The organism is Nitratireductor sp. B36 (assembly GCF_020833685.1).
Classification (GTDB): domain Bacteria; phylum Pseudomonadota; class Alphaproteobacteria; order Rhizobiales; family Rhizobiaceae; genus Nitratireductor.
Genome location: NZ_JACKZY010000001.1, coordinates 56,078 through 80,594, shown reverse-complemented (window position 1 = coordinate 80,594; position 24,517 = coordinate 56,078). Strand labels below are relative to the sequence as shown.

The 24,517-nt window shown below is 58.9% G+C and carries 23 protein-coding genes; 7 read left to right on the top strand and 16 right to left on the bottom strand.

Going from position 1 to position 24,517, the window contains the following annotated elements; all coding sequences use genetic code 11:
- Positions 1 to 105: 105 nt before the first annotated feature.
- The 3 genes from H7H48_RS00450 to H7H48_RS00440 all read right to left on the bottom strand — a co-directional run bounded on the left by H7H48_RS00450 (position 106) and on the right by H7H48_RS00440 (position 2,076).
- A complete protein-coding gene (locus H7H48_RS00450; protein WP_229446878.1) occupies positions 106 to 339 on the bottom strand; it encodes a complement resistance protein TraT in 234 nt (77 codons plus the stop codon).
- A 157-nt stretch (positions 340 to 496) separates the two neighbouring features.
- Entirely contained in the window at positions 497 to 919 is a 423-nt protein-coding gene (locus H7H48_RS00445; protein ID WP_229446877.1) for a toxin-activating lysine-acyltransferase, read from the bottom strand.
- Entirely contained in the window at positions 916 to 2,076 is a 1,161-nt protein-coding gene (locus tag H7H48_RS00440; RefSeq protein WP_229446876.1) for a hypothetical protein, read from the bottom strand. The genes H7H48_RS00445 and H7H48_RS00440 overlap by 4 nt, the downstream gene beginning before the upstream one ends.
- Positions 2,077 to 2,353: 277 nt before the next feature.
- Between H7H48_RS00440 and speD the strand changes: the two genes are divergently transcribed.
- Entirely contained in the window at positions 2,354 to 2,833 is a 480-nt protein-coding gene (gene speD, locus H7H48_RS00435; protein WP_229446875.1) for an adenosylmethionine decarboxylase, read from the top strand.
- Entirely contained in the window at positions 2,830 to 3,693 is an 864-nt protein-coding gene (gene speE, locus H7H48_RS00430; RefSeq protein ID WP_229446874.1) for a polyamine aminopropyltransferase, read from the top strand. Before speD ends, speE begins: the two co-directional genes overlap by 4 nt.
- Positions 3,694 to 3,723: 30 nt before the next feature.
- On the opposite strand, the gene H7H48_RS00425 is transcribed toward speE, so the two are convergent.
- The 8 genes from H7H48_RS00425 to H7H48_RS00390 form a co-directional block, all read right to left on the bottom strand.
- Positions 3,724 to 4,359: a glutathione S-transferase family protein gene (locus tag H7H48_RS00425; protein WP_229446873.1), complete on the bottom strand. Its 636-nt coding sequence runs from the start codon at positions 4,357 to 4,359 to the stop codon at positions 3,724 to 3,726.
- 140 nt (positions 4,360 to 4,499) lie between these two features.
- Positions 4,500 to 5,576 (bottom strand): BMP family ABC transporter substrate-binding protein, encoded by a 1,077-nt coding sequence (locus tag H7H48_RS00420; protein ID WP_229446872.1) that lies wholly within the window; start codon positions 5,574 to 5,576, stop codon positions 4,500 to 4,502.
- 34 nt (positions 5,577 to 5,610) lie between these two features.
- On the bottom strand, positions 5,611 to 6,525 hold the full coding sequence (locus H7H48_RS00415) for an ABC transporter permease (RefSeq protein ID WP_229446871.1): 915 nt from the start codon (positions 6,523 to 6,525) through the stop codon (positions 5,611 to 5,613).
- Positions 6,518 to 7,615 (bottom strand): ABC transporter permease, encoded by a 1,098-nt coding sequence (locus H7H48_RS00410; protein ID WP_229448026.1) that lies wholly within the window; start codon positions 7,613 to 7,615, stop codon positions 6,518 to 6,520. Before H7H48_RS00410 ends, H7H48_RS00415 begins: the two co-directional genes overlap by 8 nt.
- Entirely contained in the window at positions 7,615 to 9,201 is a 1,587-nt protein-coding gene (locus H7H48_RS00405) for an ABC transporter ATP-binding protein (RefSeq protein WP_370633320.1), read from the bottom strand. Before H7H48_RS00405 ends, H7H48_RS00410 begins: the two co-directional genes overlap by 1 nt.
- Before the next feature lie 98 nt (positions 9,202 to 9,299).
- Positions 9,300 to 10,028: a phosphatidylcholine synthase gene (gene pcsA, locus H7H48_RS00400; protein ID WP_229446869.1), complete on the bottom strand. Its 729-nt coding sequence runs from the start codon at positions 10,026 to 10,028 to the stop codon at positions 9,300 to 9,302.
- 9 nt (positions 10,029 to 10,037) lie between these two features.
- A complete protein-coding gene (locus H7H48_RS00395; protein ID WP_229446868.1) occupies positions 10,038 to 10,652 on the bottom strand; it encodes a DUF1326 domain-containing protein in 615 nt (204 codons plus the stop codon).
- Positions 10,653 to 10,668: 16 nt separating this feature from the next.
- Positions 10,669 to 11,655 carry a DUF2182 domain-containing protein gene (locus H7H48_RS00390; protein WP_229446867.1) on the bottom strand — a complete coding sequence of 329 codons (987 nt, stop codon included), beginning with the start codon at positions 11,653 to 11,655 and terminating at the stop codon, positions 10,669 to 10,671.
- 27 nt (positions 11,656 to 11,682) lie between these two features.
- On the opposite strand from H7H48_RS00390, the gene H7H48_RS00385 reads away from it, so the two are divergent.
- Positions 11,683 to 12,903: a UbiH/UbiF family hydroxylase gene (locus H7H48_RS00385; RefSeq protein WP_229446866.1), complete on the top strand. Its 1,221-nt coding sequence runs from the start codon at positions 11,683 to 11,685 to the stop codon at positions 12,901 to 12,903.
- Here H7H48_RS00385 and H7H48_RS00380 read toward each other — a convergent pair.
- Complete coding sequence (locus tag H7H48_RS00380) at positions 12,866 to 13,828, bottom strand: AEC family transporter (protein WP_229446865.1); 963 nt, start codon at positions 13,826 to 13,828, stop codon at positions 12,866 to 12,868. The two genes, H7H48_RS00385 and H7H48_RS00380, sit on opposite strands and share 38 nt — an antisense overlap.
- Positions 13,829 to 13,992: 164 nt before the next feature.
- On the opposite strand from H7H48_RS00380, the gene hspQ reads away from it, so the two are divergent.
- A complete protein-coding gene (gene hspQ / locus H7H48_RS00375) occupies positions 13,993 to 14,325 on the top strand; it encodes a heat shock protein HspQ (protein ID WP_229446864.1) in 333 nt (110 codons plus the stop codon).
- A 68-nt stretch (positions 14,326 to 14,393) separates the two neighbouring features.
- Here the strand turns inward: hspQ and H7H48_RS00370 are convergent, their stop codons facing one another.
- Entirely contained in the window at positions 14,394 to 15,020 is a 627-nt protein-coding gene (locus H7H48_RS00370; protein WP_229446863.1) for an invasion associated locus B family protein, read from the bottom strand.
- A gap of 275 nt (positions 15,021 to 15,295) precedes the next feature.
- On the opposite strand from H7H48_RS00370, the gene H7H48_RS00365 reads away from it, so the two are divergent.
- Entirely contained in the window at positions 15,296 to 17,128 is a 1,833-nt protein-coding gene (locus tag H7H48_RS00365) for an extracellular solute-binding protein (protein WP_370633298.1), read from the top strand.
- A gap of 12 nt (positions 17,129 to 17,140) precedes the next feature.
- Positions 17,141 to 17,818 (top strand): DsbA family oxidoreductase, encoded by a 678-nt coding sequence (locus tag H7H48_RS00360; RefSeq protein ID WP_229446862.1) that lies wholly within the window; start codon positions 17,141 to 17,143, stop codon positions 17,816 to 17,818.
- A gap of 28 nt (positions 17,819 to 17,846) precedes the next feature.
- On the opposite strand, the gene mfd is transcribed toward H7H48_RS00360, so the two are convergent.
- Both mfd and H7H48_RS00350 read right to left on the bottom strand, forming a co-directional pair.
- On the bottom strand, positions 17,847 to 21,350 hold the full coding sequence (gene mfd / locus H7H48_RS00355) for a transcription-repair coupling factor (RefSeq protein WP_229446861.1): 3,504 nt from the start codon (positions 21,348 to 21,350) through the stop codon (positions 17,847 to 17,849).
- 12 nt (positions 21,351 to 21,362) lie between these two features.
- Positions 21,363 to 21,641: a succinate dehydrogenase assembly factor 2 gene (locus tag H7H48_RS00350; protein WP_229446860.1), complete on the bottom strand. Its 279-nt coding sequence runs from the start codon at positions 21,639 to 21,641 to the stop codon at positions 21,363 to 21,365.
- A gap of 107 nt (positions 21,642 to 21,748) precedes the next feature.
- Here H7H48_RS00350 and recG point away from each other — a divergent pair, with 107 nt between their 5' ends.
- The gene (gene recG, locus H7H48_RS00345; RefSeq protein ID WP_229446859.1) at positions 21,749 to 23,857 is read left to right on the top strand and encodes an ATP-dependent DNA helicase RecG; all 2,109 of its coding nucleotides are present in this window, start codon (positions 21,749 to 21,751) and stop codon (positions 23,855 to 23,857) included.
- Here the strand turns inward: recG and H7H48_RS00340 are convergent.
- Complete coding sequence (locus H7H48_RS00340) at positions 23,809 to 24,513, bottom strand: DUF502 domain-containing protein (protein WP_229448023.1); 705 nt, start codon at positions 24,511 to 24,513, stop codon at positions 23,809 to 23,811. The two genes, recG and H7H48_RS00340, sit on opposite strands and share 49 nt — an antisense overlap.
- Positions 24,514 to 24,517: the final 4 nt, after the last annotated feature.

Here is a 24,517-nt window from a genome sequence, read left to right as displayed (position 1 = left end):
AACCTGGTAGGAGCGCATTGTCAGGCGGGGGCCGCGGACGTGCACGGCCCCCAACCTTCGTGCGAGCAATTTCGCACTACGCTATCTGGCTAACGCGGCTGAAAATTAAGCCACAGCGTCTTCGATGGCACCGCCGATAAGGCCGCCGACCGTGTTTCCGACTGCGCCACCAATCTCGGCCCCCGGCACGCTTCCGAAGTAACCGCCGATGGCTCCGCCAACGAACGAACCGACAGCAGCGCCAACGGTGTGGCCGAGACTTTCGGCTCCCTCGCCGCCGCCACCGAAGCTGACGGGTGCATCAATGCCAGGGTAGTCAATCTGAAACTCATGATACATTATCAAAGTCCTGTTTTTAAATATGTTTTGAGTATGAAGCCGAACAATCGGCGGTTTCACCGGCGAATAATGTTCACCGGTATGCACCCGACACGAAATACATCGGGGCATTCCTTCTAAACCAACGCCCTGCAAGGGGTCGGTTCGGGTGTTGCGACTAGGCGCTGCTTCTCCAACGCTTGACGGAGCGAAGCGCGCCATCGGATGCTCGCCGCACGCTGGTCGCGCGGCAGCCAGGAAAGATGTTCTTCCGGAGATCGGAGATAATTTCGCGCGCCGTGCCATACGGCGCGATGAAATCGTTGAAGAACAGGCGATCCCCGCTTCTCCACTCGTGAAAGGCGAGTGCGCGCCCTGTTTGCAGGATGGTTTTCTCCGTTTCGAGATCGACAAACGCCCAGCTGACGAAACCCGTGGGAATCCCGTCGGGGGTGAGATAAAATCTCGCCTGACCTAGATGTAACGGGGGCAGGATTTCCACGTCGAGGTACCGTTTCACAGGGAAACCCCGATGGTTTCCAGAGCGTGCCAGAAGTTCCAGCGCATAGCCAACACCCGAATACAGATCGATCGGCTTCATGACACGAAATCTCCCACAATGTTGTCCGGGGTGGTGCGGCGGAGCTCGGCCGCCGCCTGCGGGCAATGGTTTTCGAAGGCCGTAAGCAAATCGGGAAGACGCTGCGCACACGCGATCCGGCGCTCAAACCCGGTCGGCTTGCCTCCCTCTCTGCACTGCCACAGGATATAACCAAGCGGCACCTGCTCCCGATCGGTTGCAAGGAACACATTGCGTCCCTGCATGGCCTGAAAAAGATGTGCGTATCGCGAGCCGATAGCTTCTTCGAACGTGTCGGCTCCCTGTCGCTGGAGATCCAACAACAAAAGTGCACCAATCTGTCGATAGAGATTGGCGACAGTGCCGCCTGTGTCCGTCAACGCGGGAAGGACATACCGCTGTGGCAGAATGTGCGCCCGCTCATAAAACTCCGCTAAATGAGACGGTGCCTTCGCGCCGCTTTTGAAGAGCAAAGCTGTTTTGCCGCTGGACCATTCATACCCAACTGCATGAGCCAGAAGCCGCGCTACCGGATAATTCCAGGCGTAGTCGTATACGTCGCTACCGTCCTCCAAAGCACGAACAAGCGATTGCAGACTGGTACCAAGATAGCTGGAATTGTCTGCCAACCACGCCGTCTCCATAAAAGGAGATAAGGATGGCTGGTTGTCGCGTAACCAGGTGAGAAGCAAGCGCTCCCCGACAAAAGCGCATAGTTCGCGAGCCATTGGCGGCATTGCGGTGCGCCTGGACGCAACGATCTGCAGCGCATGCGAAAACTCATGGGCGACAGTAAGAACATCCGAAGCGGTCCCTTTATAGGGGCAATGAACGAAGGGTAAGCTCTTCGGGCCTCGGTCGTAAGTGTAGGCGCGACCTCCCCTTTCCTCGTTAGCCTCGAAACTTTTCGGCACACGCATCCGCACGGTTCGAATCAGCGAGGTCAGTTCAGGGATCCTCGCCGTCAGCGCCTCGGCAACCATTTCCCAAGCCGCCTCTCCAGACAGGTCAAGGAATCTGTCGCCGCCGCCGGCCCCCAGACCGATCAAAAAAATGGGAAGGGGATGATCCACCAGGTTTCGTTTAAGGAACTGAGAATCCAAACTATTGGCGCGTAACCAATCAGAAAAAATATCAACCATGAAAAAGCTATAACAAATATTGGTCTTCGTCGTCATGTTTAGGGTAATATACATGATGAAGGAGGTATTTATCTCGTGAATTTTGTGAAATAAACGCCCTTTTTATACTGATATTTTTTGGTGAATATTATATCGAAAACATAGTCGCTATAGCAGCGCTTCTGAACAGGAAGGATGCAGGGGGCGCCCCTCAAAGCCAATATGTGCCCTAAGGATTGCGTATGATTGTGCTTGCGTCCCGACTTTCGTTGCATATATACGGGCCACACTCCTGAATGATCAGGTTGAGCATCTGCTGGTTGGAGAGGACGCCATGTCTCAAGACGCCCTTTTCCAATTGGGGATGGATTCAGTTGTACTGAACACCGCCCAAAAGGAAGAAAGCACCACCGCGCAGCCCGCCACTGCGGTTTGCGACGACAAGGATCACTTTATCGAGAAGGACGGCGTTCTTTGCGCCGGCTCGCATCTTATCGTGGATCTGTTCGAGGCCGAACGCCTGGACGATCTGCCATACATCAAGAAAACGTTGATCGATTGCGTGAACGCAGCCGGTGCGACTCTCTTGCATATCCACTTGCACCCATTCGAGCCGAATGGCGGGATCAGCGGCGTTGCCGTGCTGGCTGAAAGCCACATCTCGATCCATTCCTGGCCGGAGCGGCAATATGCAGCGCTGGACATTTTCATGTGCGGTGACGCAAAGCCCGAGCGGTGCATTGACGTCTTGAAGGAAGCATTCGCTCCTGGCCGCATGGATGTGAACGAGTTGCTTCGGGGACGAAACGCGTGAGCGATCGAAAAACCATATCGGAAACCCTCCATGACGGCATCAGTATGGTTTTCGATGTCGACGAGGTGCTTTACGAGGAAGGAACGGGACACCATCAGCTTTCGCTGATCCGAAACCCGGTCTTTGGAAAAGTTCTCGTTCTCGACGGCGCGGTGCAGGTCAGCAGCCGGGATGAGTTCATCTATCATGAGATGCTGGCGCACGTTCCGCTCGCTTCTCATGAAAACCCCGCCGATGTTCTCATCATCGGCGGCGGCGATTGCGGTTTGGCCGAAGAGGTGCTGAAGCACAAGCGCGTCGGCACCCTGACCCAGGTGGAGATCGATGCCTCGGTGCTCGATTTCTCGCGTGAGCATTTCGCCGATTTCAATGCGCCAGTCTTTGAAGATCCCCGTTTCCAGGTAGAGATTGCCGACGGCGCGGTTTTTGCGGCGGAAACCGATAAGCGTTTCGACGTAATCCTTGTCGATTCCACCGATCCCACAGGTCCGGGCGCGGTGTTGTTCACCACCGATTTTTACAGGAACCTGAAGCGCATCCTGCGCCCGGGAGGCATCGTCGTGTCCCAGAACGGGGTTCCCTTCCTACAGCCTGAGGAGTTTTCCAAGGCGATGAAGGGGCTTTCCTCGGTATTCGAGACGACGAGCTGTTATCTCGTATCAGTGCCCACCTATTTCGGCGGGCACATGACGTTGGGATGGTCGAGCGACGATCCGGAAGCACTCTCGGTCAGTGAGGCGACGCTTACGGAACGTATGGCGGGGATCGAGACCCGCTATTACACACCGGCACATCATCGGGCGGCTTTCGCCCTTCCGCGTTTCATCGAAACGCTCCTTGAGGACGCCTTAAAAGCGTAAGGAATGGGCCAGAAGGCCCATTCTCCTCTTTCAGCTTCCCTGCCCGGAAAAGAACGGTACGCTGGCAGCCAGTTCCATGTCCAACTGCTGGGCTTTGCGATAGGCAGGCCGTGTTTCCACGCGTGCGAGATAATCCTTGAAAACCGGCTTCTCAGGCAGGGCGCGCAGGATGTTCATCGTGTAATTGATTCCGGATGCGAGCTGCGTGTCGGCGGCGGTAAAGTGCTCCCCTGCGGCAAAGGCCTGTTTCTCGAGCCGACGTTCGATATAGGCGAGCATATCGGCAAAAATACCGAACGGGTATTCGTTGCTCGTGTAATCCAGTCTCTGCACTTGCGCGCAGATCACCGGATCAAAGACCGCATCACAATAAACCAGCGCTGTCAGATAAGCCGCACGGTCCGGATCGCTTATCGCAGGCGCCAGTCCGGTCTGCGAAAACCTGTCGGCCAGATAGATGGTTATTGCGGCACGCTCGGTCACGACCTGCCCGTCATGGACAATGGCAGGAACCTTCTTGCTGGGCTGAATGGAACGGTAGCTCTCGGGCACACCCTCGCGCGCGCGGATGTCGATCATCTCCAGTTCATAAGGGATTTGCAGCTCCTCAAGGAGCCAGAGAATGCTGGAAGAGCGCGACCAGGGTGCATGATAGAACGTCAACATCGGGTATCCCTTCTTGTATTTGGCCCGACCTTACCACCTCCCTCCTGACAGGAGATTGTCAGCAGATTGCCCTGTTCGATCTGTTAGATACAAAAAAGGCGGCCGAAGCCGCCTTTTCGCTCGAACAACGATGAATTGCCTCAGTTCGGCAACTTGTCGTCGATGCCCTTGATGTAGAAATTCATGCTAAGGACTTCTCCGTCAGGCGCCACCTGTCCTTCTTCAAGCCAGAGCGTTCCATCCTGCTTGTAGACAGGACCGGTAAAGGGGTTGAAGCCCTCGTCCTTGATCTTAGCCTCGATTTCCTCGGCAGCCGCCTTAACATCGTCGGGCATGTTCGTGTACGGCGCCATGACGACGTGGCCATCTTTCATGCCGCCCCAGACATCGTTCTGTTCCCAGGTGCCGTCCATGACCGCCTGGACACGCTCGATGTAATATGGGCCCCAGTCATCGACGATGGAGGTGAGCTGAGTTTCCGGCGCGAATTTGATCATGTCAGAGGCCTGACCGAACCCTTTGATGCCGCGCTCTGCTGCCACCTGAAGGGGCGCGGTGGAATCGGTGTGCTGGGTGATGATGTCGACGCCCTGGTCAAGCAGTGCCTTGGCTGCATCGGCTTCTTTGCCGGCATCAAACCACGTATTGGCCCAGACGATCTTCACCTGAAAATCCGGATTGACCGATTGCGCACCGAGCATGAAGGCATTGATGCCCATGACCACCTCGGGGATCGGGAAGGAGGCGATATAGCCGGCCACGCCCTTTTCCGACATTTTGGCAGCGATCACACCCTGCACATAACGCCCCTCGTGAAAGCGTGAATTGTATGTGGCGACATTCGGATGATCGCGTTTGAAGCCGGTGGCATGCTCGAACTTGATGTCCGGGAACTTGGCGGCAACCTTCTGTACCGGATCCATGAAACCGAAGGACGTCGCGAAGATGATATCGCATCCGGAACGCGCAAAGCGCTCGAGCGCGCGCTCGGCATCCGCCCCTTCCGGAACGCTTTCAAGATAGGCCGTCTCGACCTTGTCACCAAAATGCTCCTCGACATCGAGCAGGCCTTGATGGTGCTGATAGGAATAGCCGAAATCGCCGATCGGCCCGACGTAGATCCAGCAGGCCTTGGTCTTGTCCTGCGCGGCGACGGGCGCGGCACCAAAGGCGATGGCCGCGGTGGTCGCGGCAAGTGCCAGAACGAGTTTTTTCATTTTTGACGTCCTCTCTGTTGACTGAGTGCAGGGCTTATCTGGCTGGCACAAAGGGCCGGCCGAGGCATGCAGGCGTGTTGACCATTGTCAGGCGCCGGTTTCGCGAGATTAGTACAAGAACGGCGACGGTCGCCAGATAGGGCAACGCAGACAGGAACTGTGAGGGCACAGATACTCCGATCACCTGCGCATGCAACTGGCCGATAGAGACAGCGCCGAAGAGATAGGCTCCCGCCAGGACACGCCATGGACGCCAGGAAGCGAACACCACCAACGCCAGCGCAATCCAACCGCGTCCGGCCGTCATGTTCTCGATCCATTGTGGCGTATAAACCAGTGAAAGATAGCCCCCCGCAAGCCCGGCGCAGGCACCGCCGAAGACGACCGCAGCATAGCGCACCGCGATCACCTTGATGCCGAGTGCGTGCGCGGAATCGTGATTGTCCCCCACCGAGCGCAGCGTCAGACCGGCGCGCGTGTTGAACAGGAAATAGCTGACACCGATCACGAGCAGGATCGAGATATAGAAGAGCGGCGCCTGCGCAAACAAAAACCGCCCAACCACGGGCAGATCGGACAGGACAGGTATGACCAGTGGCGCCATCTTAACGCCCGGCAATCCAATAAAGGCTTCGCCAATCATACCCGATACACCGAGCCCGAGCAGCGTCAACGCAAGGCCAGTCGCCACCTGGTTTGTAACGAGTGACAGCGTCAGGAACCCGAAGAGCAGCGCGAAAGCCGCACCAACCAGAATGGCCGCGAAGACACCAAGCCAGGGAGAGCCGGTGGTGATTGCCACGCCGAAGCCGGTGACGGCGCCCATCACCATCATACCTTCCACGCCAAGGTTCAGAACACCCGAGCGCTCCACGACCAGTTCGCCGATGGCGGCAATCAGAAGCGGCGTTGCCGCGGTGGCGATGGTGATGAGAACGGATTCAAGCATTGGTCGTGACCTCCCCGCCCCGCATAGCGCGCCCGGCAAGCCGTATCCTGTAATGAATGAGCGTGTCGCAGCCGAGCACGAAGAAAAGCAGCATGCCCTGAAAAGCGCGCGCCGCCTTGTCGGAAAGCCCAAGCGAGATCTGCGCCGCTTCACCTCCAAGATAGGAGAGAGCAAGAACGAAGCCTGCCGCAACGATACCAAGCGGGTTCAGGCGACCGAGAAAAGCAACGATGATCGCGGTAAACCCGTAGCCCGGTGAAATGGAAGGCTGGAGCTGGCCAATGGCGCCTGCGACCTCCGAAATGCCGGCGAGACCGGCAAGTCCGCCGGAGATCAGGAATGCCACCATCACCATCCGCGATGAGCTGAAGCCGGCAAAGCGCCCTGCCCTTGGGCTTTGACCCAAGACCCGAATCTCGAAACCTTTTCGTGTCTTGCGCAAGATGAACCAGAGTATGAGAGCAGCAAGAACGGCGAAAACGATGCCCCAATTGGCCCTCCCTGCCGAGGGCATCAGCTCGGGCAGGATGGCGAAAGCATGAAAATCACGCGTTTCGGGGAAGTTCATGCCGCCTGGGTCGCGCCAGGGGCCGCGCACGATCCAGTCCAGAAAGAGCTGCGCCACGTAAACCAGCATAAGGCTGGTCAAGATTTCATTGGTGTTGAAACGCGCCTTGAGAAAGGCCGGCACGGCGGCGTAAGCCGCACCGCCAGCCACCCCCATGACGAGCATCAGGGGAAGAACGAGCCAAGTCTGAAAATCGGGAAAAACCACCGGCAGGATGCTGCCGGCAATTGCGCCTGCGATGAACTGTCCTTCAGCACCGATGTTCCAGTTGTTTGACAGAAAACACACCGACAGGCCGACGGCGATGAGGATCAACGGTGCTGCCTTGATCGCCAGCTCATGCAACGACCATGTCTCGCGCAACGGATCTATGAAATAGTAATAGAGCGCATCGAGAGGATTCTTGCCCAGTATGGAGAACATGATCGCACCGGCGATCATGGTCAGCACCAGGGCGATCAACGGCGATATTGCACTGAACAAAACGGAATGCTGCGGGCGCTTGACGAGTTCCAGGCGCATCATGCGGTCTCCGTGTTTTCAGGCAGGCCGGTACGTTCGGGCTCGGCGCCGCCCATCAGAAGGCCGATTCGTTCAAAGCTTGCTTCGGCGATCGGCATTGGTGCCGACAGCCGCCCGTCATGCATGACCGCAATACTATCGCAAATCTCGAACAATTCATCGAGGTCCTGAGAGATGACCAGAACCGCCGAGCCCGAGCGCGCCAGATCGATCAAGGCCTGCCTGATGCGCGCCGCCGCCCCGGCATCCACCCCCCATGTGGGCTGATTCACGACGATGACGGCCGGCTGACGATCAAGCTCACGGCCAATGATGAATTTCTGCAGATTGCCACCGGAGAGGGCCGAGGCCTCGGGATCCTCCCCGCTTTTGCGAACATCCATGACCTTGACGATGCGGGAAGCCGCCTTTGCAAGCGCGCTCACACGTACGGTGCCGAACATGCCCAGGAGCGCGCGTTTATCGGTGACATGCCGTGACAGAAACAGGTTTTCGGAAAGACGCATTTGCGGTGCAGCGCCATGGCCAAGCCGCTCTTCCGGCACAAAGGACGCGCCGAGAAGACGGCGACCGGAAATGCCAAGCCGTCCGGCATCCGTATCGCGAATGCGGATGGCGTCCGCCTTGTCCTGCAGGACCTCGCCGGACAGGGCCTCGAACAATTCCCCCTGCCCGTTCCCAGCCACGCCAGCAATGCCCATAACCGTGCCGGAACGGACTTTAAGACTGATGCCTCGCAGTGGCATCGCGAAAGGATTAGCGGCCGGCCGCTTGAGAGCTTTGACTTCCAGAAGCGCCGCACCCTCGCTATCGGCGTGCCCCGTGCGCCGGACCGTGTCGACATCGTCCCCCACCATCATTTTGGCGAGTGAGGCGGACGTCTCCTGCCTCGGGTCGCAATGCGAAACCACCTTGCCATGGCGCAGCACGGTCGCGCGGTCGCAAAGCCGCTTCACCTCTTCGAGCCGGTGGGAGATGTAGAGAATGGATTTGCCCTCGTCGCGCAGGGTCTCAAGCGTCACAAAGAGCCTGTCCGCTTCCTGCGGGGTGAGAACTGAAGTCGGCTCATCGAGGATGATGAGGTCCGGCTTTTGCAGGAGGCAACGAATGATCTCGATGCGCTGACGCTCACCGACGGAAAGATCGCCCACATGGGCAAAGGGATCGAGCGGAAGACCGTAGGCCTTTGAGAGCTCGCGCGCCCGTTCCGCCACCTGCAGGATAGGCGTCTTGTCGTCCAAAGACAGCATGATGTTTTCTGCCGCTGTCAGAGCTTCAAACAGCGAGAAGTGCTGGAAAACCATGCCTATGCCAAGCCGGCGTGCTTCGCCCGGAGACTGGATGGAAACAGGTTTCCCCTTCCAGAAAATTTCACCGGCGGCCGGTTCCAGCGCGCCGAATAGCATTTTGACCAGTGTGGATTTGCCGGCACCATTCTCGCCGAGAAGCGCGTGAATTTCGCCTTTGCCGATCGAAAGATCGATCGCATCACACGCTCTCAACGTACCGAATATCTTTGTCAGCCCGCGAACTTCGAGAAGCTCGCCACCTTTGCCTTCGTGTGTTTGATCCACGCCGGCTCCCATTTCGGACATTATTGTTCTGTTCCCAACTCGATCATAGGCAGACGACTTTGCAGCGCATTAGAGCCGCATTGCTTGAAAGAGATTCAAACGCGCCCGCCCTATTCCCCTTTACGCCCTTTGCCCAGATTCGGCCACGCCTGCATGATCCCGCCGATGACAAAGAGGTAGATGCCGGTCGCTGCAATACCAATCCGCACCAGGGGATAGGCATCAAGGTTCTGAACCAGTCCGACAACACCCAAACCACACCAGGCGAAAAAAATCGAAAGATTGAGTGCGCGCAAGCGCTGCACCCGGACAGGATGAAGAAAAAACACCGGCAGGAAGGTCGTGACAGCCGAAATCAGCACCACGGCGAAGGCGACATATTCACCGGGTTCGACCACAAACAGGGTGAAAACCACCATATTCCAGACGACAGGAAACCCCTTGAAGAAGTTTTCCCGCGTCTTCATGCCAGTGTCGGCATAATAGATCGCACTGGTGACGACGATGATCGCCGCTGAGAGGAATGACAGCCCCTCGCCCATAAAGCCGCTCTGGTAGAGCGCAAAGGCAGGAATCAGCACATATGTGACGTAATCAATGATGTTGTCGAGCATGTCGCCCGACCAGGTGGGCAGAACCTGCTTCACGTCGAGTTTGCGTGCTATGGGGCCATCGATGCCGTCCACGAACAGCGCCAAACCGAGCCACCAGAACATCGCCACCCAGCGCTCCTCGCTGGCTGCCACGAGAGACAGGAACGCGAGAAACGACCCCGACGCCGTCAGAAGATGAACGGAAAACGCCTTGGCCTGGGGGGCAGTTACTTTCTTGGTCTTCATGCTTTTTGCCTAAGGTCCGCGCCAATCGAGCGGGCATATTTCCGCCGAACGTCCGGCAAAGTTCCAATTGCGGCCAAAGGCACGCATACGGCTTTTTTCAGAGCGCGCTACCGTGATTTCCGGAGCGATCCAGTATTGGGAATTGGTGATCACCGTGTCGCTATCGGCATCCTTGCCGGCAATGGGCGTGATGGCCCCGTCGATGATTTTCGGAACCTGGAAGATGCGCGTCTTTCCATCGGTTTCATAGTGAACCGGGGCGCGCTGAATGCCCAGAAACTGGCCGACGAGAATGGAAAGGAGACCTGTCGTTCCGCCCGCCTTGCCGGAAAAGATCTTGCCAATCGCCTTTTCCGCATAGATCGAGGCTCGTTCGTCCAGAAAGATGCCGGCGGTCCAGTTGCCGCGGCTCATATAGCCGGGAATTTCCATCACCAGACCGAGATTGATGCCGGATAGGTCCGTTTCACCGTAATGCCCCTGATCGATCCGGAAACCGGCCCAGGTCTGGCAGTACCCTTCCGTGGGAGGGTGATTGCCCAGCGAAAGCACGCAGGGGCAGAACACGGTGCAATTGCACGACAGCACCAGCTCGCCTTTCAGCGCCCAGTCTTTCTTTCCCATGGCGTCTGCCCCTCTTCTAAAGTGAGATTACAAGAAGCGCGAGTGCCCACACAAGCAGAAGCGCGCCTGAAATGCGTGTGAAAACGCGACTATGACCAGTTTTTTCCACCATGGTGAAGACGCCCAGAAGCGCCATCCAGAACACATTCATGATGCCGACGGCGAACATGACGAGCATCAATGCCCAGCAGCAGCCAAGGCACCACACACCCTGCTCAATCCCCAGGCGGTAGATTGATAAAGGCCGTGTGCTCCAGCGTCCGAACAGTGTGGCGAATGGGTTGCGGCATTTGACGAGACAGGCCTCCTTGAGGCCAGAAAACTGGTAAAGTCCGGCCACCGCAAGCACAGCCGCTCCCGCGAACCCGGTCCATGGAGCAAAGAGTGTTCCACCGGGCGATAGCGTGGAAACGACAAGCGCTGTTCCGGCGAAACCGAGTGAGGCGGCAAGCCACACGGAGAGATAGCCGGCTGCGAGTAATGCGGGATGCACGGCACGCTCACCCTTGCGGGCGGCGGTGTCGGCAATTTCGCAATAGGTTCGTAGCAACGGTCCGGCCGACGGCAGCATCATCGCCAGCGCCATCAGGAACCACATCAACGCCAGGAAGATGAAAGCGGTCCAGTCGCTGCCGGCACGGACTGGCGCAAGGCAAAGAGCCCAAAAAGCCTCGAAGGACGATGGCATTGCAATATCTGGAGAAAGCCGAAGCCACATCGCGCCAGGTCCTGCTGAACCCGGGGCAACCACCGCAGTTCTCACCCCCATCAGCGCAAGAAAAAGCCATGACATGGCAATGGCCAGAAGAAGCGCACCAAGGGAGAGGGGATAGGCCTGTCGCGCGGTTCGGTACACGGTGCGACGGGAGCCGGTCAAAGCGGTCAGGTCGTCATATTCGGTGCTCACATCGCCCTCATGAAACTCACTGGGGTCTTTCGCCGCGTTGAAGCTTGCGCCGACCCGCCCCATCATGAGAAAGACAGGGACGGTCCTGTCGATCAAGACAGAAACAGAAATGGATGGAAAGCCGTGGGCGATCGTGACCGCAAAATTGTCGTAGCTGGGACAGGCCCAGCCGGCCTAATCGCTGCGCTGATGCTCGCACATCACGGCCACGCGGTGACATTGGCGGGTCCGCTTCCGCAGGGACGCGATCGCCGGACCGTGGCACTCATGCGCCCGTCGCTTGATACAATCGCGCCGCTCGGCGTGCTTGATACGCTGACGCCGGAAACCGCGCCGTTGCGCGCGATGCGTCTCGTGGATGCGACAGGGCGTCTGGTGCGCAGTCCCACGGTGACATTCCATGCCGGAGAGATCGGCGAAGACTATTTCGGCTTGAACATCCCCAATGCGCGCCTGACGGAAGAGCTGGCCAAGGTAGCGGAATCTTCGCCGCTGATTGAATGGCACGAAAGTCTTGTCGAAACATGGGCCTGTGAAAGCGACCACGTGACAGCCACGCTCGAAAACGGTGTGGAGATTACAGCAAAGCTGGCGGTTGCCGCCGACGGGCGTAACTCGCCGGCGCGGGAGGCCGCCGGGATTTCGGCAAAAACACGCGCCCTGCCCCAGGCAGCGCTCGTGCTGAATTTCAGCCACGCCCGTGACCATGGCTTTGTGTCTACGGAGCTTCACACCCAGAGCGGCCCCTGCACGCAGGTCCCTCTCCCCGGAATGCGTTCCAGCCTTGTCTGGGTACTTCACCCTGAAGATGCCGAGCGGATGAACAGCCTCGGTGACGAGGAACTTTCTCTACGGATCGAGGAGCAGTTTTCCTCCATGCTGGGCCGCGTCACCGTGGAGCCCGGACGTCAGATCTACCCGCTCAGCACACTCATGCCGTCGCGATTCGGACAGAACCGCGTGGCGCTTGTGGGCGAAGCCGCGCATGTCTTCCCTCCCATTTCCGCACAGGGCCTCAATCTGGGTATCAGAGACGTGGAGGATCTCGTTTCTGTGGCCAACGCCTTTCCCGATGATCCCGGAACCACGGTCGCGATGAGCCGCTATCATGCTGCGCGGCGCCCGGATGTGCTCGCCCGCAGCAATTCAGTCAATCTGCTGAACGCCTCGCTCCTTTCGGGATTCCTGCCCGCACAGGTGGCGCGCAGTGCTGGACTTTCCATCATTGGAAGCATTCCCCCACTGCGCGCCCTCTTCATGCGTGAAGGCATGCGGCCCGGCAGCGGGTTTTCCGCGCTTCTTCCGTTTAAGGGAAAAGGTCCGGCGGCAGAATCCCGTTCGTGATCGCGTAAAGCAAGGCGGTCACAGTCCCCACCGATACGAGCGTGGTGATGAGCACACTTGCCGAAGCGCGCTCCATCCAAACACCGTATTGCTGGCTGATCACAAAGACATTGGTGGCCGTGGGAAGCGACGCCAAAAGCACAGCCGAAAACACCCAGCTTTCAGAGAAATTGCCGATCCAGCTCAACATCACGTAACAGATTGCGGGGTGGAGAATGAGCTTTAGGACGACGATGGCGCCCACCTCTTGCGGCACACGCTTCAGCGGTCGCAAAGCAAGGCTGACCCCCATGGCGAACAGCGCGCATGGCGCCGCCGCTGAAGCAAGATAGGCGAGCAGGCGCTCGATGGGCAATGGCGGTGCGAAATTAAGAGCCGCTGCAGCAACGCCAGCCGCGGTCGCGACGATGAAGGGATGCAGCGCGATCTTGCGCATAACGTCGAGGGCTAGTCGGCCAGGTTTCTCACCGTTGCCACCCGAGATCGCCATCATCATCGGGGCCACCGCGAAGTGAATCATATTCTCGAAACAGAAGATGAGCGCGACAGGCACCGCCGCCTCTTCGCCGAAGGCGAGAAGCGCCAGGCCGGGCCCCATATAGCCGATATTGCCATAGCTGGCGGCAAGCCCCTTGATGGTGCTTTCGGCGATCGAACTGCGGCTGATGAAAAGTGAGCCAGCAAACATGATCCCGAAGACGATGTAGGTGGAGGCAACCGCGCCGAAAATATAGCCCCACTCCGTCAGGCGCTCGATAGGTGTTTTGGCCAGAAGCTGGAAAAACAGCGCCGGGAGCGCCACATATATGACGAAGGTGTTCATCCAGCCAAGCGCATCAGCCGGATGCGGCTTCAGCCGGGCCACGGCGTAGCCGATGAAGATCAATCCGAAAAACGGCAGAACAAGTCCTGCGACACTGGTCATGGCCCATCCCTGCTTGGGCCACCGCCCGCTTCAACGCCCCTTGAAAACGGTGCGCAAACGGATCGCCCACACATGCCGGCTAGCCCGCGAGCGCCCTGCCCGTCAAGCCTGCGGGATTGAATTGTGACGGCTGCTGCGCCACATAGGAAGTCAGAGGTATAATTATGCAAACTATTGGAACTGCAAAATTTCGCATTGGCCAGGTCGTCCGCCATCGGGTGTTCGACTTCCGCGGCGTGATTTTCGATGTAGACCCGGAATTCAACAACACCGAAGCCTGGTATCAGGCGATCCCCGAGGAAGTGCGCCCGCGCAAGGATCAGCCCTTCTATCATCTTCTCGCCGAGAACGAGGAGACGGAGTATGTGGCTTATGTTTCAGAGCAGAACCTGGTGCCGGATGAATCCGGCGTGCCGGTTCGGCACCCACAATTGGCAGAGTTTTTCGTGGAAACCGGTGACGGCCATTACGAGCCGCGCGAGCGAATGCATCATTGACCGGGGATTTCCGCTTCAAGCAAAAACAGGGCCACGCGGGCCCTGTTCTTGTTTCGAGGTCTTAAAGGCTACTCCGCCTTCTTTGCCTTCTCCTGCGCTTCACGCAGTTTCTCGGTGAACTCTTCGTTGTTCTTGTTCACGAAGTCCTGAAGCTTCTTCTGGCGGTCCTCGATGTCGGATTGTGGCAGCGGGTCACCATCATAGGCATTGGTGAAACCGGAGAGCGTCATCTTGATCGGGTTCGGCTGGTTCTGGAAGTTGACCGAGGTAAGCGTCAATTCCGATCCGCGCTTGAAGGATGCGACGAGCTGATCAGTCAGCGGCGCTTCCGCGATGCAGCGATCTGGCAGGCAGATCGCATAGTCGATCTTTTGGGTCTGTCCGCCATCGATCTGCAGGCCGATGCCGGGAGGCACCATGCGGCCGGTCGGCACGGTGATCTGGAAGACCTTGCGGTTCACCTTGCCCTTCACCTCGATCAGGCTGACGCCGGTGATCATCTGGCCGGTTTCCGCGACAAGAACATTCTGCACGTTGCAGATGTCCACGTCTTCCTGTTTGGTGCAGGCCTTGAACCAGCCCTGCGGCGGCTGCTGCTGTTGCGCGGCGGCGACACCAACTCCGCTTGCGGCCACGCAGGCGGCGCCGGCAAGGGCGAACAGGGTGCGGGTTGCTTTCGCGTTCAGGCTTTTCATATGGCTCAGTTCCTCTAAATGCACAGCGCCAGAATATCGATCCATGCGTCACCTGTTGTTAAAATGCGGCGACAGCATGACCCTTGGCCGCGTGTTACACCGCCATGCGGCGCGAATCCAGCCCGTCAAAGCATTTCGCTGGACTTTGTGAGAAGGTGCGGCAAACATCACACGATCCGCCGGATGCCCCGGAAAAACACACGTGGTGTGTTACGCTCCCCGGCGAATCATGGATCCGCATGGGTCCGTTCGAGTTCCCCGCCAAAGGTGCGTCGATGTTTGCAGCCCTCAAAACCCTTCGTTTCACGATTTCTGCCAGCCTGATCGCATCCGGTGTCGTCCTCGCCCAGGCTGAACCGATGCACGGCGTCGCGATGCACGGAACACCGGAACTGCCGGCGGATTTCAAACACTTCACCTACGTCAATCCCGATGCGCCAAAAGGCGGTGACGTCACCTATTGCGTTGTCGGATCGTTCGACAATCTGAATCCCTTCATCCTTAAAAGCATGCGCACCACAGCGCGGGGCGTGATCGACACGATTTTCGGAAATCTGGTGTTCGAGCCGCTGATGATGCGAAGCGCGGATGAACCCTTCACGCTCTATGGGCTCCTGGCCGAAAGCGTCGAGATGGACGAGGCACGCACCTACGCAGAGTTCCATCTGAACCCGGAGGCCGAGTGGTCCGACGGAGAGGCTGTCACGCCCGAGGATGTCATCTTCACTTATGAAGCCTACACGGAAAAGGGCCGGCCTCCCTATTCCAGCCGAATGGCCAAGATCGAAAAGATCGAAAAAACAGGCGATCACAGTGTACGCTTCACCTTTAACGACAAGGCGGATCGCGAATTTCCTCTGATCATCGCGATGACGCCGATCATTCCCGAACACGCCTTCGACATCGAGACCTTCGATCAGACGACGCTTAAACCGGTTATCGGCAGCGGCGCATACCGCATTACGGAAGTCGAACCCGGCCGCCGGATCGTCTTCACCCGCAACACGGAGTATTGGGGCGAAAACATCCCTTCCAAGCGCGGTTTCGACAATTTCGACAAGGTCACGATCGAATATTTCCTGAACGCAAACTCGATGATCGAAGCGTTCAAGAAGGGCATTTGCTCGGTCTATGCGGAGTCCGATCCCGTCCGCCGCCAGCATGGCATTGATTTTCCTGCCGCGCGCGAGGGTAAGGTTGTCAGCGAAACCTTCAGCAATGGCGTGCCGCCTGCCGTCACAGGCTTTTTCTTCAACACGCGGCGCGAAAAATTCTCCGACCCCAAGGTGCGCCGTGCCCTGTCCAAACTCTACGATTTCGGCTGGGTCAACACCAATGTGTTGCGGGGCGAGTATGAGCGCACACTGAGCTATTGGCAGGGCTCTCACCTTTCCGCGCTTGGGAAACCAGCGGATCAGCGCGAACGCGCCCTTCTCGAGCCGTTTGCCGACCGGGTGACGCCAGAGGTGATGGACGGCACCTACGGGAAAGCAGAGATGGCCGGCGCTCCGATCGGACGCAACGAAATGCGTGAAGCGCTAAAAATGCTGCAGGAGGCGGGATACAGTCTTGAAGGCAACGCTCTGGTGAATGCCGAGGGCGAGGCTCTCACCTTCGAAATTCTTGTCACATCCGAGGAAGGCGAGAAACTGGCTGCCGTTTTCCAGCGCGCTCTGAGGAAGATCGGTATCGGTGTTTCGATCCGCCTGCTGGACGATTCACAGGCGCAGCAGCGCAAACAGCGCTACGACTTCGACGTCATCATCGCGTCGGTGGGCTTTTCCGGTTCTCTTTCGCCGGGCATCGAGCAGATCAACCGCTGGGGATCTGCCGCAGCCGAAGCCGAAGGCAGTTTCAACCTCTCGGGCGCAGCCGATCCGGCAATCGATGCCATGATCGATGCGATGCTGAACGCACGCGACATGGATGATTATGCTGCTGCCGTGCGCGCGCTCGACCGGCTTTTGATGTCGGGGGCCTATGTGGTTCCGATGCAACACGACAGCGACGAATGGGTGGCCTACTGGAACGATCTGGCTCACCCGGAAAAAACACCCCTCTACGGATACAAGCTGCAGACCTGGTGGCACAAGCCAGACGCAGATTAAGGCCAGAACCATATGTCTCTTACCGTGACTGTCGACGTCGTGTCCGACGTTGTCTGCCCCTGGTGTTATGTGGGGCGCGCGCGCCTGCAAAAAGCACTTGAAACCGTTGCGGACCTGGCGGTCGATATACGCTGGCGCCCTTTCCAGCTCGACCCCACCATTCCGCCCGAAGGCAAGAGCCGAAAAGCTTATCTGACCGAAAAATTCGGCGATGCGGAACGCATCCGCCAGATGCATGAGCAAATCAGCACTCTCGGTGCGGCGGAAGGGATCGATTTCAATTTCGAAGCCATTGATATCTCTCCGAACACGCTCAACGCACATCGGGTGATCCGCTGGGCGGCAACCGCCGAACCGGGTGTACAGGATCTGCTGGTTGGACGCCTTTTCGCGCTCTATTTCGAGGAAGGCGCGGATATCGGCAATTCCGCTGTGCTCGTTCAGGCTGTACGGGATGCGGGCATGGATGCTGCCGTGGTCGAAACACTGTTGGCAACCGATGCCGACAAGGCAGAGGTGGAACAGGAAATCGCCACCGCACAGCAAATGGGGGTGACGGGTGTGCCCTGCTTTCTGCTTGAAGGCCGCTATGCGGTGGTCGGCGCTCAGGAGCCGGCCACGCTTGCCGACGCGATTCGTCAGGTGGCGCAAGCCAAGGCCGAAGGAACGCTTGACCAGGACCAGGCGTAAAGAGCCCCGCCAAAGGCGGCTTGAGTGTTCAGGCCGCCTTTTTCTCGACCAGCCGCACAAGCTGCGTCATGATGACGGCGGAGCCGGCGAGGCGTTTTTCCGGTGTCGCCCAGTCACGAATGAACACGATGCTGTGGTCGGGCCGGATTTTTGCCAATGAACCCTGTTCGCCAATAAAGCGCACGAGCCCCACGGGCTCGGGGAATTCCTGATTGCGGAAATGCACCACCGCGCCCTTGGGACCGGCGTCGAGCTTTTCCACATTGGCCTTTCGGCAAAGCGCCTTGATGAAAACGATCTTCAACAGGTGTTCCACCTCCTGCGGAAGCGGCCCGAAACGGTCGATCAACTCCGCGCCGAAGGCGTCGATCTCTTCCGGCGTTTGCAGTTCCGCGATGCGGCGATAGAGGCCGAGCCGCAACTGCAGGTCGGAAACATAGGATTCGGGGATCATGACGGCGGTGCCGACCGTGATCTGCGGCGACCAGCCGGTATCGACCGCCTCGTCCGATCCCTTCAGTTCGGCAACCGCTTCTTCCAGCATTTGCTGGTAAAGTTCGTAGCCAACTTCCTTGACATGACCGGACTGTTCTTCGCCCAAAATGTTGCCGGCGCCGCGAATGTCGAGATCGTGGCTTGCAAGCTGGAAGCCTGCGCCAAGCGTGTCGAGCGACTGGAGCACCTTGAGCCGCCGCTCCGCAGTCGATGTAAGCGTCCGGTTCGGCGGCAGGGTGAAGAGCGCATAGGCCCGCACCTTGGAGCGCCCCACGCGTCCACGCAGCTGATAGAGCTGCGAAAGACCGAAGATATCGGCGCGGTGTACGATCAGGGTGTTGGCCGTGGGGATGTCGAGGCCTGATTCCACAATCGTGGTGGACAGGAGAACATCATATTGCCCGTCATAGAAGGCGTTCATGATGTCGTCGAGTTCGCCCGGCGGCAACTGCCCATGAGCGGTGGCCACTTTCAGTTCCGGCACATGTTCTTCGAGGAATGCGCGCACCTCCGCCAGATCCGAAATGCGCGGGACGACATAGAAGCTCTGGCCGCCACGATAACGCTCGCGCAAAAGCGTCTCGCGTATCACCAGTGGGTCGACCGGCGAGATGAAGCTGCGCACCGCCATGCGGTCCACGGGTGCCGTGGTGATGAGCGAAAGCTCACGCACGCCCGTCAGTGCCAGTTGCAGCGTGCGCGGGATCGGTGTCGCAGACAGGGTGAGCACGTGGATATCGGACTTCAGCTCCTTCAGCCGCTCCTTGTGCTTGACGCCAAAATGCTGCTCCTCATCGATGATGAGAAGGCCGAGATTCTTGAACGAGATCGAGCCGCCGAGAAGCGCATGCGTGCCTACAACAATATCGACCGTACCGTCGGCAATGCCTTTCTTGGTCTCAGAAAGCTCCTTCGCGCCGACAAGGCGCGACGCCTGACGCACACGCAGCGGCAGACCGGCAAAACGGTCGCGGAACGTCTTGAAATGCTGGCGGGCAAGCAGTGTCGTTGGTACGACAACGGCAACCTGCAGCCCCTCCATCGCAGCCACGAACGCTGCGCGCAGCGCGACTTCCGTCTTGCCGAAGCCGACGTCGCCGCAGATCAGACGGTCCATAGGACGGCCCGAACCGAGATCGTCAATGACGGCGTCAATGGCCGCCTGCTGATCATCCGTCTCCTCGTAGGGAAAACGCGCGGCGAACTCGCCGTAAAGCCCTTCCGGCGGAGCAAGCCTGACACCGGGACGCATCTCGCGCTCAGCGGCGATGCGGATCAGATGACCCGCCATCTCCAAAAGCTTCTTCTTGAGCTTGGCCTTGCGCGACTGCCAGGCCACACCGCCCAGCTTGTCGAGCATGGTGTCGGGACCATCAGACCCGTAGCGCGACAGAAGCTCGATATTCTCGACCGGCAGGAACAGCCGGTCATCACCCGCATACCGCAGCTCCAGACAGTCATGCGGCGCGCCCATGGCTTCAATGGTCTTGAGACCGACAAAACGGCCAATGCCATGATCGGCATGTACGACGATGTCTCCTGCCGAAAGTGCTGCCACCTCAGAGATGAAGTCCGAAGCTTTCTTGCGCTTCTTGGCCCGTCGGACCAGGCGATCACCCAGAATGTCCTGTTCACCGATGACGGCAAGGACGGGCGTTTCAAAGCCAGCTTCCAGCGGCAAGACACCGATTCCTGCCTTTTCAGGCGGAAGTTTCTCCAGTTCCCCCAGCGTGTCGATGCGGGCCACATTGCCAAGATTGTGCTCGGCAAGGATCTGGGACAGCCTTTCGGCAGAGCCTTCGCTCCATCCCGCGATCAACACACGCTTGCCATTGGCGCGTAACGCTCCAATGTGCTTGACGGCGTGATCGAATACATTGGCTTTGGGGTCGGCACGCTCCTCGGCAAAGTTGCGCCCGGCAACAGCACCCGCATGATAGATGCGCGCCTTGGTGGTCTCTGGCGTGGCAAAGGGCGTAAAATGGATCACGCGCCGTGCAGCTGCGGCTGCATTGATTTCCTTCGGATCGAGATAGAGCGTCTCGGGTGACACTGGCTTATAGGGCACGGCCCCGCCGAGCTCGGTGCCCTCCATCTGCGTACGGCGGGCCTCATAGTGATCGACAATCAGCGCATGCCGTTCGCCCAGCGCTTCTTCGGCAAGGTGGTCGAATACAAGCGGCGCGTCGGGCAGATAATCGAGCACGCTGTCAAGCCGCTCGTGGAACAGCGGCAGCCAGTGCTCCATTCCGGCAAAACGCCGCCCCTCGCTCACTGCGCTGTAAAGCGCGTCATCGCGTGAGGGAGCGCCGAACGTTTCGATATAGTTTCGGCGAAACCGGCTTATCACCTCGGGAGACAGTGTGATCTCGCTCATGGCCTGGAGCGAAACTTCCTTGCGCTGGCCGGTGGTGCGCTGGGTAGCGATGTCGAAAGCGCGGATCGATTCGAGCGTGTCGCCAAAGAAATCGAGACGCAACGCTTCGTCCCAACCGGGTGCGAAGAGATCCAGAATGCCGCCGCGCACCGCGTACTCGCCCACGTCGCGCACGGTGGAAACGCGCTCGAACCCGCTGGTTTCAAGCCGCGCCGTCAGCGCCGTCATGTCCACCTGATTCCCGGGCCGGGCGGAAAAGCCCTGCGCGCCGATCTGCTCTGCAGGAGGCATGCGTTGCAACAGCGCATTGGCGCTCACAATCACTGCCGCGCGGTGGGGATTCGCACGCAGTTCCGCCATTGCGCTCATGGCGGCAAGCCTGCGCGCGGCTGCATCCGCCCCTGGCGATACGCGATCATAGGGAAGACAATCCCACGCCGGAAGATCAAGAACCGGCAGACCGGGATCCACGAACCGAAGCGTGTCGACGAGCGACGGTAGACGCTGCCCGTCGCGCAACACAAAGATGATCGGACCGTCGGGTGCCACCTCTCTCGCCGCGGCGGCCAGGGCGAATGCTTCAAACCCATCGGCAACTCCATCGACGGTAACGGCGCCGACCCCCGCGCGCGGGAGATTCAAAGCATTGATGAGTGTCATCGACGTCGTGCCTCAGCGTCCCTGCGATGCGATAATGCGACTCCACAACGGCGTATCATAATCCGGCGGCACCGGAAGTTCGCCCGTGACCCACTTGAAGAGATTGGTATCCGGCACATTCAAAATCGCTTCGAACTGAGTCATTTCCTGGTCGCTGAGCCGATCGATCTCGGCATCGGCAAAGCCACCCAGCACAAGATCCATCTCGCGCATGCCACGGCGCCAGGAACGCACGAGTGCTCGGCGGCGGCGTGGATCGAGATCGTGGCTGGAACGGGTGGTACCTGTCATGGTTTTGCTTTCATGCTCTGCAGCGGTCGGTCGCCCGGGCGGATATAGCGTGTGCATGAGCGTCTGTCAGCCTTGCGTCGGCGAATTTGGCCCTTAATCATGACAGGATGCGTCCTACACTGCTCGATCCCCTTTTTGCTCCTGTGACTGCGCTCGATGGCGTTGGAGCCAAACTTGCCGACCTTCTGGCGAACATAGCTCCGGGCGACGGGACAGGGCGTGAACTTCGCGTGGGCGACCTGCTCTTCGTGCTGCCGCATTCGCTGATTGATCGGCGCAGCCGCCCCGGCATCGCCAACGCACCGGAAGGGTCGATCGTCACACTCGATTTGACAGTGGGGCGCCATCTCCCCTCTCCGCCCGGCCGCAGAAATGTTCCCTACCGGGTCTTCGCATTCGACGAGACTGGCGAGATCGCCCTCACCTTCTTCCATGCACGCGCGCCATGGATCGAGAAAATTCTTCCCGAAGGGGAAAGGGTCTTGGTGAGCGGCAGGATGGAATGGTTCAATGGCCGCGCCTCCATGGTGCATCCTGATTTCGTTGTCCCGGAAGCAGAAGCCCATACGCTGCCGATGCTGGAGCCGGTATACCCGCTGACAGCCGGCCTTTCGGCAAAAGTGTTGCGCCGCGCCATTTTACAAGCGCTGGAGCGCCTGCCGGATCTGCCTGAATGGCAGGACGAGAGCTTTCTATCACGAAACCCGATGCCGCCCTTCAAGGCCGCCCTCAAAAGGCTTCACGATCCGCAGGCACCAGACGACATTCAGCCCGAAAGCACCGCTTGGCGGCGCATCGCCTATGACGAGTTTCTCGCCGGCCAGCTTTCACTCGCGCTCGTGCGTGCAAAGGTCAAGCGCCTGTCTGGCCGGCCCCTCCAGGGTGACGGGCGTTTTGAGAAAAAGATCCGTCAAGCACTGCCTTATTCGCTGACTGCCGCGCAGGAAAATGCCGTAGTTGACATCCTTGAGGATCTCGCAGGCGAAGAGCGCATGGTGCGCCTCCTGCAGGGTGACGTGGGAGCCGGCAAGACCGTGGTGGCGCTCCTGGCCATGGCCCGCGCCGCCGAAGCAGGCGGACAGTCGGCCCTTATGGCACCCACGGAAATTCTCGCCCGTCAGCATGCAGCGACCATCACGCCGCTGGCAGAGGCCGCCGGGCTGCGTGTTGCGGTCCTGACCGGACGTGAAAAGGGTCGGGAGCGCCAGCGCATTCTCGAGGAGATTGCGACGGGTGCGGCCGATTTTGTGATCGGCACCCATGCGCTCTTTCAGGAAACGGTCGAGTTCCGTGATCTGGCGCTTGCTGTTGTCGACGAGCAACACCGTTTCGGCGTGCATCAACGCCTTGCGATGACGGCCAAAGGGAATGCGCCCGACATGCTTGTCATGACAGCAACGCCGATCCCGCGCACGCTCGTGCTCTCTGCCTTCGGCGACATGGATGTGTCGCGCCTCACCGAAAAACCCGCCGGTCGCCAGCCGATCCGCACCGTTACACTGCCGGTCGAGCGCCTGCCGCAACTGGTGGACCGAATAAAAAAAGCGTTGTCGGAAGGACAGAAGGTCTATTGGATCTGCCCGCTTGTGGAAGAATCCGAAGAGCTTGAACTGATGTCGGCGGAAGACCGTCATGCTTCGCTTCAAAAAGTCTTTGGAGACAAGGTCGGTCTCATTCATGGGCGCATGAAGGGAGCGGACAAGGACGAGGCAATGCGCGCCTTCAAGGACGGGCGAACACGCATTCTTGTCGGCACCACAGTGGTTGAGGTGGGTGTGGATGTGCCCGATGCAACAATCATCGTGATCGAACACGCCGAACGATTCGGCCTGGCGCAATTGCATCAGTTGCGAGGGCGTGTGGGGCGCGGTGCGCTCGCCTCCTCCTGCGTGCTCGTCTACAAGGGACCGCTCGGCGAGACAGCAACCCGCAGGCTCGAAGTCATGCGCGAGACGGAAGACGGTTTCGTCATCGCGGAAGAAGACCTCAAATTGCGCGGTGAAGGCGATCTTCTGGGAACAAAACAGTCGGGGACGCCGGGATTTCGGGTCGCCCGGATCGAGGCCCATGTGGACCTTCTGCAGGCCGCGCGCGACGATGCGCGCCTGATCCTGTCACGCGATCCGGATCTGCAATCCCCACGTGGCGAAGCGCTTAGGCTTCTCCTTTATTTGTTCGGGCGCGATGAGGCGATTCGCTTGTTGCGGGCGGGCTGAGCGGATTTCGCCTTCGCCTCGGCGGCAAGCGCCTCTGTCTTTGCCTGGTATTCCGGCGCCACAAGACCAGCCGAAATGACAAGCTTGGCTCCCTCCTCCACCGTCATTTTGAGTTCTATCACATCCTTTTTAGGGACGAATAAGAGGTAACCGGAAGTCGGATTGGGTGTGGTCGGCAGGAAGACCGCGATTGTCTGTCCCATATCGTCATCGATCTTCGCCTGGACCTCGCCTCGCGTTTCGGTGGCGATGAAGACAAGCGCCCAAAGTCCCTTTCGAGGGTATTCGATGAGGCCGACCTTCTTGAAGGTGTCCGATCTTTCCGAAAGCACGGTCTCAAGGATTTGCTTGAGCCCTCGGTAGACGCTGCGAACCAGCGGCATGCGCCCCAGGATTTTCTCGCCGGTGGCGATGATGGTGCGCCCAATGAAATTCGCTGTAAGAAACCCGATCAGCGTGATCAGGACGAGGGCGACAATCAACCCGAAACCCGGAACCGCAAATGGAAGATAATTGTCAGGGTTATATCGGAAGGGAATGTAGGGTTTGACCCAGGAATCCACCCAGCCGATCATTGACCAGGCAAGATAGGCGGTGATCGCCAGTGGCGCTGTGACAATAAAGCCCGTGAGAAAATAGTTGCGCAGGCGGGTCATCATG